Consider the following 15,031-nt stretch of genomic DNA (forward strand, 5'->3'; position numbering starts at 1 on the left):
GGGCTTATGTCCGGGACGAGTCATGACATCACACTGTGAAATCCGCCGGTCGCTACTGTGCAGCGGTGGCGCATACCGAGCTCACCGCCGAGTTGGTGGTCGACGGTCGTCTTCCGCACGCATTGGCCCTGTCGCCGGACGGCAGATGGGTCGCCTACGTGGTCTCCCCGGTCGGACGGGCCGGTGACCACCCAACCAGCGAACTCTGGGTCACCGCCAGCGACGGGACCGGGCCGCCGCGACGATTGACCTCGGGTGAGGCGCACGATTCGGCGCCGCGGTGGGCCGCGGACTCGCTGTTGATCTACTTTCTCTCTGACCGAGCCGAGCGTGGCACGGCGCAGCTGCACCGGGTCGGGTTGGTCGACGGCGTCGTGGAGGCGGTCACGTCCTGGTCCGGTGGGGTGTCTGGTCACCTCCCGCTGGCCGATCCCGACCTGGTCGTCGTGATCGCAGCCGATGAGCCGTCCGCTGCGGACGAACGCCGCGACCGGGAGCGCGACGATGCTCGGGTGTGGGGTGAACGCGTACACCCGGACCGGCTGCGGCTACTCGACGTACGACGCCGGGAGGTCCGGACGCCGGACGCGTTCGGCGATCGGCATGTCGTCGAGGTGGCCCAGCGGCCGGACGATGGAATGCTGGCGATACTGACCTGGTCGACCCCCGACGTGGACCCAGGTCTGGTGAAGCCCGGCCTGCACCTGCTCGACCCGGTCAGCGGCGCGACGCGGGAGCTCGGCCCGGCCGCGGCGGACGCGTCGTCGGTCGTCTGGTGGTCCGTCGACGACGCCTGGCACCTGGCATATGTCGCGAAGACCCCGCCCGCTCTGGTGGGCGGAGACGCGGTTCTCGACGTCGTCGTGCCGGGGAACGGGCCGGTGGGGGCACACCGCAACCTGACCGCCGGCACGAGCGTCTGCCCGAGCAGCCTGGTTCAGGTCGATACCGGTCCGCCACTGGCACTGGTCGCCGACGGGCTCGATACCGCGATCCACCGGCTCGATCCGGCCGGGCCCACCCTCGTCGAGCTGTCCCGAGTCGACGGCATCGCGACGTCGTTGACCACAAACCGGGACGGCGACGTCGTCGCGGCGGTCGTCAGCACGTCCTACGAGCCCGCAGACGTCTGCGCCGGCCCCACGAGCGGGCCGCTGACGAGGCTGACCGACCTCAGGCCCGAACTCCGCGCCATCCAGTGGGGCGTCCAGGAACGCCTGTCATACCAGGCATCCGACGGGCTGGTCCTCGACGGCCTGCTGATCCTGCCCGCCGGCCGTTCTCACAAGGACGGGCCCTTTCCGCTCGTGACGCTGGTCCACGGCGGCCCGTACGACCGACACGCCGACCGCCTCATGCTCGGCTGGAACCCGTCCGGCCAGTGGCTGGCGACCGCCGGCTACGCCGTGTTCCTGCCGAACCCGCGCGGCGGGCAAGGGCACGGCCACGACTTCGCGGCGCGCGTCGCCGGCGCGGTCGGCCTCGACGAGTGGACCGACATCTGCACCGGCATCGACCTGCTCGTCGCCGACGGCATCGCCAACCCGGACCGGCTGGGCATCGGCGGCTGGAGCCACGGCGGGTTCATGGCCGCGTGGGCGGTCGGACAGACCGACCGATTCAAGGCCGCCGTGATGGGAGCCGGAATCAGCGACTGGGGGATGCTCGCCGCAACCGGAGAGCAGGGGCCGTTCGAAGCCGCCCTCGGCGGTAGCAGCGGCTGGGAGGGGACGGGCCCGCACCGCCACGACCGGCTCAGCCCGATCTCGTACGCCTCGAAGGTCCGCACGCCGGTGCTGATCCTGCACGGCGGGAACGACACGAACGTTCCGGTCTCACAGGCGGAGTTCTTTCACCGCGCACTACGCAGGTTCGGGGTCGAACACGAGTACGTCGTCTATCCCCGAGAGAACCACTCGATCCGCGAACGCAACCACCAACTCGACGTACTGGGCCGCACCCGCGCCTGGTTCGACCGGTGGCTTGGTTGAGCCACCGTCCGACCGCCACGATCGCCCCGGCTGGCCGGGCGGGCGTCGGCCGAGGCAGTGTTCGCGTGATCGACGTGGGCCAGCATCCGGATCCGCTATTCGCGGCCGACCCAGGTGGCGACGCACGCTTCGTTGCCCTCGGCGTCGGCCAGGACCCACCACTTCGGCGCGTGTTCGGCAGAGACGAGGTGGCCGCCGGCAGCCAGCGCCGCGGCGATACGGGCTTCGGCCTGGTCGTGCGGGACGGCGACATCGAGGTGCAGGCGGTTTCGTTGTGGGCGCACCGCGTCCAACTGCTGCAACCCGAGGCCCGGGCCTCGGCGCGACGGGTCGGCCAGGTAGTCGTCGCCGATTCGGCGGTAACCCAGCACCGCCTGCCAGAACGGCAGCACGTCCGCGCCAACGAGCGCGTCGAGGGTGACGCAGACAAGTTGCACGGCGGTCGGGTCACCGACGATGCCCAGTTCCCTGGCCGCGGCCGAGATCCGCCGGGCCAGCGCGACGTCGCGCCGGGTCAGCGACACCGTGACACCAGCGTGGCGCAGGTCGACGTTGAGGTACTGCTGCTCGTCGTCGCCAACGAGCCGGCCGATTTCGTCGACGAGAGCGATGCCCCTGGTCAGCGAGCCAGTTCGGAAGTAGGCCGAGACCACGTGGTAGAGGCAGCGCCAGTCCTCAACGCCATCGGCCGCGTGGAACTGCCGGGCGGTGATCTGCACGGTCATGCGGGTGAACCTAACATCGGCAGCGGACCGCCTGACTGTTGTGGCCTTCGATGAAGCTCCATATAGTGCTGCCGTAACCGGTTTCGCAGAAACGGATCGGCAGGCATGGGCAACGCTCGACTGACAGCGCGGGAGGTCGCCCGCCTGGCCGGCGTGTCCGTCGCGACGGTCTCCCGGGTCTCCAACGGCACCGGTCAGGTCTCCGAGGAGACCCGCCGCCGGGTGCTGCGAGCCATCGAGGAGCACGGGTACCGCCCGCACCACCTCGGCCAGGCCCTTGCCGCCCGTCGCCACGGCGCCGTGGGGCTGGTCTTCCCCGGGCTGTCCGGCCCGTACTTCTCGGAGTTGATCCAGGGCTTCGAGTCCGAGGCGGTGAATTCCCGGACCAGCGTGCACATCCTCTGCACCCACCTGCGCGCCGACTCCGACGCCGAGGTGATCGACATGGCGCACCGGGTGGACGGCCTGGCCGTGCTGGGTGGCACCCTGTCCGACGAGACCCTCGAAGAGCTGGCCGGCATGGTCCCGGTCGTGGTCCTGGCCGGCGACGGACCGCCCGGCGTGCCGGCCGTACGGGTCGAGAACGCGGCCTCGATGACCGAGCTGACCCGGCACCTGCTGGTCGACCACGCGCTGCGGCGGCTCGAGTTCGTCGGCAACCCGAGTGGCTCGCCCGACGTGAGCGAACGCTGGGCGGGCTTCCGCGAGGCGTACCGCCAACTGGGCCTGCCGCTGCCCCGCGCCCCGATCCGGGTCGGGTTGCAGCAGCCCGACGGGGTCTTCGCCGCCCAGCAGTTGCTGCGCCGCAGCATCCGCCCGCAGGGCATCGTCTGCGCCAACGACGAGACCGCCCTCGGCGTGCTCGTCGGCGCGTCCGGTCACGGGCTCCGGGTGCCGGAGGATCTCGTGATCACCGGCTTCGACGACGCCCCGATGGCGGCCCTCGTCACGCCGGCGCTGACGACCGTACGCCAGCCGGTCCGCGAGCTCGCCGCGCGGACCGCGCGGCTGCTGCTGCAACTGGCCACCGGGGACGCCGACCGTGACGGGCCGACCCTGGTGCTGCCGACCGAGGTGGTCGTCCGGAGCAGCTGCGGCTGCGCGGCGACCGGTCACCGCCGCGCCGGCTAGTCACCTCCGCTCTGCCGGATCGACTCGGACAGGCCGGCACCGTACGCGAAAAAGTCCCGGCTCCTCTGGCGCAACCATCGCAGAAACCGGTTACAGTGCTCGGACCGGCCGACCACACGACACACCTGGAGGTACCCCGGTGACGAGCGCAAGCGACCGCCAACCGGCAGACGCCCGATCCGACTGGGAGGCCCGCATCGCGCTGCGCAGCGATGAGGACGGCACCACGACCGGCACCCCGCAACTCGCCCCGCCCGACGACCTGGTGGCCACCGCCGGCGTCGGACACGTCCAGCTGCGCTGGTCACCGGTCGCCGGCGCGGTCGGTTACCTGGTGCACCGCGCGCCGCTGCGCGACGGCGTACCCGCTGGTGAACTCACCCCGATCGACCACCTCGGCGGCGACGTCCTCTCGGTGCCCGACACCTGGTACGTCGACACCACCGGCGAGGCCGGCGAGACGTACGCGTACGCGGTGGCCGCCGTACCCGAGGTCACCGTGACCGGCCCGCTCGGCGCCCCGGTCCACGCCGCCGCACTGCTGGCGGGTGACGCCGCGCCGACCGTCGCGCTGCGGGTCGACGCCGCCGCCGAGGGCGTGCCGCTGCCCCGGCCCTGGCAGCCGATGATCGGCAGCGAGCGGCTGTCCCAACTGCTCTGCACGGACACCTCCGGCGGTCGGGAGATCGGCGCCGAACTGCTCGCCGCGCTGCGCCGCATCCGCGAGGAGGTCGGTGTGGAGTCGGTGCGCGCGCATGCGATCTTCCACGACGACCTGGCCGTCTACCGCGAGGTCGACGGCGAGCCGGTGCTCGACTTCACCGGCGTCGACCGGGTCTACGACCTGCTGCTCTCCATCGGCCTGCGACCGGTCGTGGAGATCGGTTTCCTGCCTCACGACCTGGCCAGCGACCCGGAGAAGACGGTCTTCCAGTACCGCGGCTTCATCTCCCCGCCCAAGGACTGGCAGCGCTGGGCCGACCTGGTCCGGGCGTTCGTCGCGCACCTGCTGGAGCGGTACGGCGACACGGTGCTGACCTGGGACTTCGAGGTGTGGAACGAGGCCAACCTGGAGGTGTTCTGGTCCGGCACCCGGGACGAGTGGATGCGGCTCTACGACGTCACCGCCCAGGCGGTCAAGGACGTCGACCCGCGCATTCCCGTCGGCGGGCCGTCGTCGGCCGCCGCCGGTTGGGTGGACGCGCTGCTGGAGCACGCCAACCGCTCGGGCGCGCCGGTCGACTTCGTCTCCACCCACACCTACGGCAGCCCGCCGCTGGACCTGCGCCCGACCCTGCACCGGCTGGGCTTCCCGGACGCACGGATCCTGTGGACCGAGTGGGGCGTGACGCCCACCCACTTCCACCCGGTCAACGACGGCACCTCGGCGGCGACCTTCCTGCTCAGCGGCATGCGATCGGCGGCCGGGCGGGTCGACGCGCTCTCCTACTGGGTCGCCAGCGACCACTTCGAGGAGCTGGGCCGCCCACCGCGGCTGCTGCACGGCGGCTTCGGTCTGATCACCGTTGGCGGCATCGCCAAGCCCCGCTACCACGCCCTGCGGATGCTCGCCGAACTCGGCGAGACCGAGCTGGCCGTCGAGGCGTCCGGAGACGGCGCGGACGGTCTGGTGCAGACCTGGGCCAGCCGCCGTGCCGACGGGAGCCTCGCCATCCTGGTCTGGGCGTCCACGCTCGACCAGTCCAAGCGCGACGGTGACCCGGCGTTGGCCCGGCAGATCCGGCTCGCCGTCGAGGGTGCCGCCGGCCGGACGGTGACGGTGACCAGGCTCGACCGCGAGCACGGCGATGTCACGACGCTGGCCGACCAGCTCGGGGTGACCGACTGGCCCGCCGAGCAGCAGTGGGACGCGCTGCGCGCCGCCGACGCGCTGCTCACCGAGAAGGTCGACGCCCGGGTCCGGGGCGGGGCCGCGGTGGTGGAGCTGCTGCTGCCTCAGCCGGGTGCCGTGCTGATCGAGGTCGCCGGGAGCTGAACGGTGACCTCCCCTCGGGTCCGTGCCGGTCGCGGTCAGGTGAGCGTCGACTGGGATCGGGTGCCTGACGCCGTCGGCTACCTGGTGCACCGGGCCGACGGCGACGGCCCGTACCGGGTGGTCGACCATCGCGGCGGCGACCTGCTGGCGGTGCCCGGGCCACCGTACGGGGACACCACTGTCGAGCCCGGACGGACCGTGCGGTACGCGGTCCGCCCGGTGCTCGACCCGGACCGGCCCGACGACAGCCCGCTCGGGCCGCCGACGGCGCCGGTCGCGGCCCGGGCCGACGGCGACGGCGTGGTCGAGGTGACCATCGACGCGGCCCGGGCACTCGGGCCGGTGCACCGGCCCTGGCGGGACATGATCGGCTCGGAACACCTGAGCCTGCTGCTCTGCACCGACCGGGTCGGCGGCGAGCAGATGGGCGCCGGGCTCGCCGCCGCGCTCGGCCGGGTGCACCGCGAGCTGGGCGTCGAGCGGGTCCGGGCACACGGCATCCTCGGCGACGACCTCGGCGTCTACCGCGAGGTCGACGGCGAGCCGGTGCACGACTTCGCCGGCATCGACGCGGTGCTGGACGCGCTGGCCCCGACCGGGTTGCGGCCGGTGCTGGAGCTGTCGTTCACCCCTCGGGCGCTGGCCCGCGACCCGTCCCGGGTGGTGACCGACGCCGGCGTGTCGAGTCCACCGCGCGACTGGGACCGATGGGCCAACCTGGTCGGGGACCTGGTCCGGCACCTGCGGCACCGGGTCGGCGACGCCGAACTGCGCCGCTGGGCGGTCGAGGTGTGGAACGAACCCGACCTGGACTGTTTCTGGACCGGCAGCAGGGACGACTACCTACGGATGTACGACGTGACCGCCAGGGCCGTACGGGCGGCCTGCCCCGGCCTGCCCGTCGGCGGGCCGGCGACCGCGGCGACGAAGTGGATCGAGCCGTTCCTCGATCACGTCGACGCCTCCGGCGCCCCGCTGGACTTCCTCTCCACACACGTCTACGGCAGTCCGCCGGTGGACCTGCGCCCGACGCTGGCCCGGCACGGTCGGGCCGGTACGCCACTGCTCTGGACCGAGTGGGGCCCCTCCCCCACGCACTTCGCGCCGGTCAACGACTCGGTGCTCTCGGCGGCCTTCGTGGCCACCGGAATGCAGGAGGCCGCCGGTCGGGTGGCGGCGCTGGCCTGCTGGGTGGCCAGCGACCACTTCGAGGAGCTGGGCCGACCGCCCGCACTGCTGCACGGCGGGTTCGGGCTGCTGTCGGTCGGTGGGCTGGCGAAACCCCGGTTCTGGGCGCTGTGGATGCTGGAGCGACTCGCCCCGGAGCAACTCGCCGCCCGGCTCGACGGTGACGGTGCGGGCACCCTGGTCCGGGTCTGGCCGTCGGTCGACCCGCAGACCGGACGGGTCGCGGTGGTGCTCTGGAACGGCACCCTCGACCAGGGCGTGCTCGACCACGACCGGCTGCACCGGTCGGTCCGGCTGCGCGTCGACGGGCTGGCGTACGGCGCGTACGAGCTGCGGCATCGGCGGCTCGACGAGCAGACCTCCAACCTCGCCGGCACCGCCCGGCGACTCGGCGTCGACGGGTGGCCGACCGACGAGCAGTGGGACGCACTACGGGCCGCCGACCGTCTCGCCGACACGACCCCACCGACGACACTCACCCCCGATCGCGGCTCGGTCGAGTTGTCGGTGACCCTGCCCATGCCCTCGATCTCCCTGCTGGAGCTGACCCCGCGATGACCGACACCGGACCGTGGTGGCGCGAGGCCGTCACCTACGAGGTCTACCTGCGCTCCTTCGTCGACGCCGACGGTGACGGCCTCGGTGACCTGGCCGGTGCCCGGTCCCGGTTGCCGTACCTGGCCGATCTCGGCGTCGACGCGGTCTGGCTGACCCCGTTCTATCCGAGCCCGGATCACGACGCCGGGTACGACGTGTCCGACCACCGCGAGGTCGACCCGCGGCTGGGCAGCCTCGCCGAGGTGGACGGGCTGATCGACGACGCGCACCGCCTGGGCCTGCGGGTGGTGGTCGACCTGGTGCTCAACCACGTCTCCAGCGCGCACCCCTGGTTCGTAGCGGCCCGCGCGGCCGGCCCCGGCTCGCCCGAGCGGGACCGGTTCCACGTCCGGCCCGGTCGCGGCGTGGCCGGCGAGTTGCCACCGAACGGCTGGCCGTCCATCTTCGGGGGCTCCGCGTGGGCGCCCTTCGGCGACGGCGAGTGGTACCTGCACCTGTTCGACACCGAGCAGCCCGACCTGCGCCACGAGCATCCCGAGGTGGCCGCGGACGCGGTGGCCACACTGCGGTTCTGGCTTGATCGAGGCGTGGACGGGGTGCGCTTCGACGCCGCCGGCTCGCTGACGAAGGACCCGACGTACCCCGAGCTGCCCGCCGGTTGGCGGCCCGGCGACCCGGCGCCGTACAGCGACCGCGAGGACGTGCACGAGATCTACCGCCGGTGGGCACGGCAGCTCGCCGCGTACCCGGGTGACCGGCTCGGGGTGGCCGAGACCTGGGGCGGCCCGGAGGTGATCGAGCCGTACCTGCGCCCCGACGAGTTGGGCCAGGCCTTCGCCATGGACCCGCTCTACTGGCCACTGCGACCGGAACCCTGGCGGGCGGGGGTGGACGCGCTGCTCGCCGCCACCGCCCGGCACGACCGCCTGCCGGCCTGGGTGTACGGCAGTCACGACGTGAGCCGTGCCGTGCAGCGGTGGGGCCGCGACGGCGCCCGGGCCATGGTGCTGCTGATGCTCGCGCTGCCCGGCGCGGTGTACCTCTACGCCGGTGACGAGCTGGGTCTGCCCGAGGTGGCGCTGGCCGACGACGAGATCCGCGACCCGGTGTTCCGCCGCTCCGGCGGCACCGACCGGGGGCGCGACGGTGCACGGGTGCCGCTGCCCTGGACCACGCAGCCGGTGCCCTACGGCTTCGGGCCGGACGGGTCGACGCCGTGGCTGCCGCAGCCGGCCGGCTGGGGTGACTTCGCGGTGGCCCGGCAGGTCGACGACCCGGCCTCGACGCTGGCGCTGACCCGGGCGGCGGTGTCGCTGCGTGGCACGCACTGGCGCGGTCGACCGGCACAGGTGTCCTGGTTGGAGGCACCCGCCGACTGCCTCGCCTTCCGCCGAGGCACCGACGGCCCGAGCTGCCTGGTCAACCTGGGTGACACCCCGATCGACGTTCGACCGTACGGAGATCGGGTGCTGCTCGCCAGCGCCCCGGTGGACGGGCTGATGCTGCCCGGCCGGTCGACCGCCTGGTTGTGCTGACCGGCACTCCCTACCCGTCGAGTGCTCCGTCTGGCCTGGACGCACATCCGGGCTGCTGGTCGGCGTCGATATCCAGCGGACTACCCTCGCTGGTATGTCCGAACGGACCATGCTGCACATCCTGCAGGGCAACTGCCATTCCCCCATCGCTGCGCTCGCACGCACCGAGCCTGACGGACGCCTCGGCCTACGGGCACGGGTGATCAGCCTCGACGGCAAGACCGTGCTCGACGTGCACGAGTGGGCGGCGGATCCGATCACCCTCGGGACGTCCGTCGCGGCGGCCCTGCTCCGGCAGGGCGCCCGTGACCTGCTCAACCTGCCAGCTCGCTGATCCAGCGTTCCATGTGCTGCGCCTACGAGCGCCCGGCCGGGGCGAACGGGTTGGGAATCGAGTCGAGCAGCAGCTTCGTGTAGTCGTCCTGCGCGGCCCCGATCACCTCCCGGGTCGGGCCGCGCTCCACCAGCACCCCCTGGTTGAGCACCAGCACCTCGTCGGCGAGCAGCCGGGCGCTGAGCAGGTCGTGGGTGATGTAGAGCATCGCGAGCCGCCGGGTGCGGACCAGCTCGCCGAGCAGTTCCAGGATCTCGGCGCGGATCGACACGTCCAGCATCGAGATCGGCTCGTCGGCGATGAGCACCTGCGGGTCGGGGGCGAGCGCCCTGGCGGTCACCACCCGCTGGCGCTGGCCACCGGAGAGCTGGTGTGGCAGTTTGTCGAGGAACTGCCCGGCCGGGGCGAGCCCCACGCTCTCCAGCAGCTGCGCCGAACGTTCCCGGATCGCGGCACCGCGGAGCCCGGCGAAGTTGACCAGTGGACGGGACAGGGCGTACGCCACCGTCCGGGTCGGATTGAGGGCGCTGAACGGGTCCTGGAAGACCATCTGCACGTGTCGGCGGTAGCCGACCAGGGCGCGGCCGCGCAGTCGGTCCACCCGTACCGTCGGGCCCTTTTCGCCGTCGAAGCGCACCTCGCCCGTGCTGGGGCGCTCGACGCCGGTGATCAGGCGGGCGATCGTCGACTTGCCGCTGCCGCTCTGGCCCACCAGGGCGGTGACCCGGCCCGGGTGCAGGGTGAACGAGACGTCCCGAACGGCCTCGACCGTGTTGGTACGCAGCCCACGCCGGCTGGTGTAGCGCTTGGTGACGCCGTCGACGGAGAGGACGGCCTCGTCGGGGGTGCCGGTCGGGTCGGTCAGGGCGCCGGTGGCCGGGAAGTGGCTGCCGATCGTGGCGGCGGCGTCCGCCGCGCCGAGGCGTACGACCGGCAGGCGGTCCTGCTGGGCGACCAGGCAGCGGACCAGCCCGTCGTGCTCGGGCAGCAACTCGGGGTGCACCTGCCGACAGGCGTCCTCGGCATGCGGGCAGCGCGGGGTGAACAGGCAGCCCGACTGCGGCCGGGACAGGTCCGGCGGCCGGCCCGGGATGTAGGTGACCTGCACGTCGGGCAGGCGTGGGTCGGCGTACGAGCCGAGCAACCCTCGGCTGTAGGGGTGGCGCGGCTCGTGCAGCATGCTGGCCGCCGAACGGTTCTCGACGATCTCGCCGCCGTACATCACCATCACCCGGTCGGCCATCTCCAGCACCGTACCCAGGTCGTGGCTGATGAACAGCACCGCGAAGCCCAGCTCGCGGCGTAGCTCGGCCAGTCGGGTGAGGATGCTGCGTTGCACGACCACGTCCAGCCCGGTGGTCGGCTCGTCCAGCACCACCAGCTTGGGGCGCAGGGCCAGCGCGAGGGCCAGCGCGACCCGCTGTTTCATCCCGCCGGAGAGTTCGTGCGGGTACGCCCTGAGCACCTGGGGGTCCAGCGAGACCAGTTCGAGCAGTTCGGTGGCCCGCGCGGTGACGTCACCGGGGATCTTGTGAGCGGCGAAGGTGTCGGCGAACTGCGCCTGCACCCGGATCACCGGGTTGAGCGAGTTCATGCTGCTCTGGAAGACCGTGGACAGGTTCGTCCAGCGCAGGCGACGAAGCTCGTCCTCGCTGGCGCTGGTCAGCTCGACGCCGTCGAAGGTGACCCGGCCGCCGCTGATCCTGGCCGGCGGGGACAGCAGCCGCAGGATCGCGTTGCCGAGCGTGGACTTGCCGCAGCCGGACTCTCCCAGCAGCCCGACGAACTCGCCCTCGCCGATGTCGAACGAGACGTTGTGGACGGCGCGGTTGGCCGGCAGGTCGCGCGGCGTGTAGGTGACGGAGAGGTTCTCCACCTGGAGCAGGGCCATCTCATTCCTCCCGGAGGTGGGGGTTGCTCAGCGCGTCGATGCCGAAGTTGATCAGAGTGAACGAGGTGATCAGCAGCGAGAGCGCCAGGCCGGGGGCGATCAGCCAGGCCCACTGCCCGGTGAGCAGGGCGCCTCCGAGGCTGGCCTGGTTGAGCATGGTGCCCCAGCTGACCGTCTGTGGGTCGCCGAGGCCGAGGAACGCCAGGCCCGCCTCGCCACCGATCGCGCCGAGCGCCGCGCCCATGAAGCCGACCACGATCAGCGAGGTCATGTTGGGCACGATCTCCCGGGCGATGATCCGGGCGGTGCCGTCGCCGGCGAACCGGGCGGCCGTGATGTAGTCCCGGGTACGCAGCGTGATGATCTGTGACCGCTTGATCCGGGCGCCGTACGCCCAGCCGGTCACGCTGATCACGGCGATGATCAGCCACAGCCCACGGACCGGCGCGTACGCGGCCAGCGTCACCATCAGCGGCAGTGCCGGCACCACCAGACCGAGGTTGATCAGGAAGGAGAGCACCTCGTCGAGCCAGCCCTGCAGGTAGCCGGCGGTCAGCCCGATGACCAGCCCGATCAGGGTGGAGAGCAGCCCGGCCGCGATCCCGACGATCAACGAGGTACGGGCACCCACGACCAGTTGCGAGAAGACGTCCTCGCCCTGCGCCGTGGTGCCGAGCCAGTGCGCACCGGTCGGGCCGAGCGAGGTCGGGAAGTCGTCGGCCCGCGGGTCGGCCGGCGCGATCAGCGGTGCGAACAGCGCGACCAGCACGAAGGCGCCCAACATCAGCAGCCCGGTGCGGCACTTGCCGTTGCGCCACAGGATGACGAACCAGCCGGGGAGCCGGCTGCGCCGGGCCAACTCGGCGGCGGTGGCCTGCACGCCCTCGGTGTCGGTGCCCGGGGCCGGTACGGCGGGAGCGGGTGTGCTCATGACAGCTCCTCGGTCCGCTCGGTCATGCCGTCTCCGCCTTTCGCACCCGGGGGTCGAGGAACCCGTAGAGCAGGTCCGCGAGGAAGTTCGCGACCAGCACGCCGACCGTGGTGAACAGGAAGATCGCCTGCGTCAGCGGATAGTCCCGGCTGGACACCGACTCCAGTAGCAGCCGGCCCATGCCCGGATAGTTGAAGACGGTCTCCACGAGCACGGTGCCGCCCAGGACGCTGCCCAGCGCGATGGCGAAGCCGGTGACGTTGGGCAGGATCGCGATCCGCGCGCCGTAGGTGAGCGCGATGCGCCGTCGGGGCAGGCCGCGGGCCACGGCGAGCCGCGCGTGGTCCTCGCCGAGGCTCTGCACCATGTTGTTGCGCATTCCGATGATCCAGCCGATCGGGCCGGTGATCAGCAGCGCGACGGCGGGCAGCACGCTGTGTTGGAACGCGTCGGAGATGAAGATCCAGCTCCAACCGGGACTGCTGCCGCCGCCGTAGCCGCCGCGCTCGGGGAACCAGCGCAGGGTGATCGCGAAGACGTAGATGAGCAGCAGGGCGAGCCAGAAGAACGGCAGCGTGCCGAGGAACGTCGAGCCGAGGGTGATCACCGAGTCGACCCGGCTGTTGCGCCGGTACGCGGCCCAGGTGCCCAGCAGCGTACCGACGATGAACGAGATGATCTGGGTGACCCCGACCAGGATCACCGTCCACGGCAGGGCCTGCCCGATCATGTGGGTGACGCTGTAGGGGAAGTAGGTGTACGACACCCCGAAGTCGCCGTGCACGACCGCGCCGAGGTACCGCACGTACTGCTCGAAGAGGTTGCCGTCCGGGGTGCCGAGCATGGTCCGGATGGCTTGCAGCTGGGCCGGGTCGATGCTCTCGCTCTGCCCGGCCAGCCGCGACACGATCGCCTCGGCCGGGTCGCCGGGTTGCAGTCGGGGAATGAGGAAGTTGAGTGTGACGGCGGCCCACAGGGTGCCGATGAAGAACAGGAAGCGTCTGGCGACGTAGGCCACCGGGGCCCTCCCTTCGGGATGACGGGCCGGCCGGCGTGCGCGGGCACACCGGCCGGCCAGCGGCTACTTGGCGGGGGTCCCGGCGGGCTGCAGGTGCGTGACGATGAGCAGGTTGTCGCTGGGCCCGGCGTACGGGTCCTGCTCGTTCGGCCAGCCGGTCGCCTTCGCGGTGCGGTACTGGAACCACTTCGCCCCGTACCAGAGCGGGATCACCGGCACCTGGTCCACCATCACCTTGGTCAGGTCGGCGACGGCGGCCTTCTGCGCCGACTCGTCGGTGGCGGTGCGCAGGGTGGCGATCAACTGGTCGGTGTGCGGGTCGTTCCAGCGTACGAAGTTGCTGACGGCCTTCTTGCCGATCGGCGCGGACTGGTCGCTGGCCAGCGGCTCCTGGAAGTTGCGGAACATGTTGCAGGAGCCGCCGTGCACACCGAGCACCGCGTCGTAGTTGCCGATCGCCCGGTCGTTCTCGTACGCCTCGGGGGTCGGCGTCTCGGCCCGGACGGTGAAGCCGAGCGCGTTGAGGTTGGCCACGATGATCCGCTGCGCCTGCACCCAGTCGGTCCAGGAGCCGGGCACCCGGAAGCTGAAGGCGATCGGCTTGCCGTCCTTGCCCACGCGCTTGCCGGCGCCGTTCTTCGGGTAGCCGGCGGCGGTCAGGTCGGCGTCGGCCTTGGCCGGGTCGTAGCCGGCGACGCCCTGGTTGGGCAGGTCCTTGGGCAGCCACTCGGCCTGCCCGGGCACCACCAGACCGGTCTGGCTGGCCGGCTTGACGTAGCCGAGCTGTGCCTTGTCGACGATCTCCTGCCGGTTGAACGCGGGCACCAGCGCCTTGCGGAAGGCGGTGTCGTTGAAGGGGGCCTTGGTCAGGTTCAGGTAGACGCTGATCGAGCCGCCGGAGGGGTACCAGTACTTGTTGTTCGCCGGGTCCCGGTCGACGTACGCCTTCTTGATGTCCGGTACGAACATGGCGTTGGTGTCGTACTCACCGCGGCTGAGCTTGAGCTGGTCGATCTGGCCGCCCCCGTCGGCCTTGTGGAACCGTAGCTCGTCGACCTTGACCTTGTCGGCCTGCCAGTAGCTGGCGTTGCGGCCGAGGGTGAGCTGCTGCGGATTGAAGGCCTTGACGGTGAACGGGCCGGTGCCGACCGGCTTCTCGGCGTTGGTGTAGGTCACCGGGTCGGCCACGGTGGACCAGACGTGCTTCGGCACGATCTTGATCTCGCCGAACAGCGTGAACGCCGCCGCACCGGGCTGGGTGAACCGCATCGTCACGGTCTTCGGGTCGGTCGTCTCGACCGCGCTGAGGTACCGCCAGATGCCCTTGACGTCCAGCGCCTTGTGCTGCTTGAGCATGTCGTAGGTGAAGGTGACGTCCTCGGCGGTGAACGGCTTGCCGTCGTTCCACGTCACCCCGTCGCGCAGCTTCCAGACCAGCGTCTGCGGGTCCGTCCAGGTCCACTGTGTGGCCAGCCAGGGCTTGGCCTGGCAGCCGTAGCTGTCGTAGGCGACCAACTGCTCGAAGAGGTATTCGGTGGCGCCGAGGCGGGTGGCGTCCAGGTATGGGTTGTAGTTGGCCTGTGGATTGCTCCCACCGCCGAAGTCGCCGTAGTCGAGGAACGCGATGCGCCCCTCGGTGCCGGGACCGGATGCGGACTCGGTACCGGTGCAACCGGTTACGGTCAGCGTCAGCGCCGCCACGATCGCGGCAGTCCGGACGAACATGGATCTCT

Annotated in this window: 11 protein-coding genes; 6 read left to right on the forward strand and 5 right to left on the reverse strand. The window is 71.6% G+C overall.

The window, feature by feature from the left end; genetic code table 11:
* Nucleotides 1–65 precede the first annotated feature (65 nt).
* The gene (locus ACFQGL_RS27455) at nt 66–1,991 is read left to right on the forward strand and encodes a S9 family peptidase (protein ID WP_377515414.1); all 1,926 of its coding nucleotides are present in this window, start codon (nt 66–68) and stop codon (nt 1,989–1,991) included.
* A 95-nt stretch (nt 1,992–2,086) separates the two neighbouring features.
* Here the strand turns inward: ACFQGL_RS27455 and ACFQGL_RS27460 are convergent, their stop codons facing one another.
* Nucleotides 2,087–2,716, reverse strand: a complete 630-nt coding sequence (locus tag ACFQGL_RS27460) for a VOC family protein (RefSeq protein WP_377515415.1) — start codon at nt 2,714–2,716, stop codon at nt 2,087–2,089.
* A gap of 105 nt (nt 2,717–2,821) precedes the next feature.
* Here ACFQGL_RS27460 and ACFQGL_RS27465 point away from each other — a divergent pair, with 105 nt between their 5' ends.
* From ACFQGL_RS27465 to ACFQGL_RS27485, 5 genes are all read left to right on the forward strand, one after another.
* Complete coding sequence (locus ACFQGL_RS27465) at nt 2,822–3,847, forward strand: LacI family DNA-binding transcriptional regulator (protein ID WP_377515416.1); 1,026 nt, start codon at nt 2,822–2,824, stop codon at nt 3,845–3,847.
* 139 nt (nt 3,848–3,986) lie between these two features.
* Nucleotides 3,987–5,843 carry a GH39 family glycosyl hydrolase gene (locus tag ACFQGL_RS27470; RefSeq protein ID WP_377515417.1) on the forward strand — a complete coding sequence of 619 codons (1,857 nt, stop codon included), beginning with the start codon at nt 3,987–3,989 and terminating at the stop codon, nt 5,841–5,843.
* A gap of 3 nt (nt 5,844–5,846) precedes the next feature.
* Nucleotides 5,847–7,589, forward strand: a complete 1,743-nt coding sequence (locus ACFQGL_RS27475) for a GH39 family glycosyl hydrolase (RefSeq protein WP_377515418.1) — start codon at nt 5,847–5,849, stop codon at nt 7,587–7,589.
* Nucleotides 7,586–9,124 (forward strand): alpha-amylase family glycosyl hydrolase, encoded by a 1,539-nt coding sequence (locus ACFQGL_RS27480; RefSeq protein WP_377515419.1) that lies wholly within the window; start codon nt 7,586–7,588, stop codon nt 9,122–9,124. The genes ACFQGL_RS27475 and ACFQGL_RS27480 overlap by 4 nt, the downstream gene beginning before the upstream one ends.
* A gap of 94 nt (nt 9,125–9,218) precedes the next feature.
* Nucleotides 9,219–9,458 carry a hypothetical protein gene (locus ACFQGL_RS27485; RefSeq protein ID WP_377515420.1) on the forward strand — a complete coding sequence of 80 codons (240 nt, stop codon included), beginning with the start codon at nt 9,219–9,221 and terminating at the stop codon, nt 9,456–9,458.
* A 22-nt stretch (nt 9,459–9,480) separates the two neighbouring features.
* On the opposite strand, the gene ACFQGL_RS27490 is transcribed toward ACFQGL_RS27485, so the two are convergent.
* The 4 genes from ACFQGL_RS27490 to ACFQGL_RS27505 form a co-directional block, all read right to left on the reverse strand.
* The gene (locus ACFQGL_RS27490; RefSeq protein WP_377515421.1) at nt 9,481–11,349 is read right to left on the reverse strand and encodes an ABC transporter ATP-binding protein; all 1,869 of its coding nucleotides are present in this window, start codon (nt 11,347–11,349) and stop codon (nt 9,481–9,483) included.
* Nucleotide 11,350: 1 nt separating this feature from the next.
* Nucleotides 11,351–12,280: an ABC transporter permease gene (locus ACFQGL_RS27495; protein ID WP_377515423.1), complete on the reverse strand. Its 930-nt coding sequence runs from the start codon at nt 12,278–12,280 to the stop codon at nt 11,351–11,353.
* 22 nt (nt 12,281–12,302) lie between these two features.
* Complete coding sequence (locus tag ACFQGL_RS27500; protein WP_377515424.1) at nt 12,303–13,298, reverse strand: ABC transporter permease; 996 nt, start codon at nt 13,296–13,298, stop codon at nt 12,303–12,305.
* Nucleotides 13,299–13,361: 63 nt separating this feature from the next.
* Nucleotides 13,362–15,023 carry an ABC transporter substrate-binding protein gene (locus tag ACFQGL_RS27505; RefSeq protein WP_377515425.1) on the reverse strand — a complete coding sequence of 554 codons (1,662 nt, stop codon included), beginning with the start codon at nt 15,021–15,023 and terminating at the stop codon, nt 13,362–13,364.
* Nucleotides 15,024–15,031 lie beyond the last annotated feature (8 nt).

It is taken from the genome of Micromonospora vulcania, assembly GCF_042658605.1.
GTDB classification, from domain to species: domain Bacteria; phylum Actinomycetota; class Actinomycetes; order Mycobacteriales; family Micromonosporaceae; genus Micromonospora; species Micromonospora vulcania.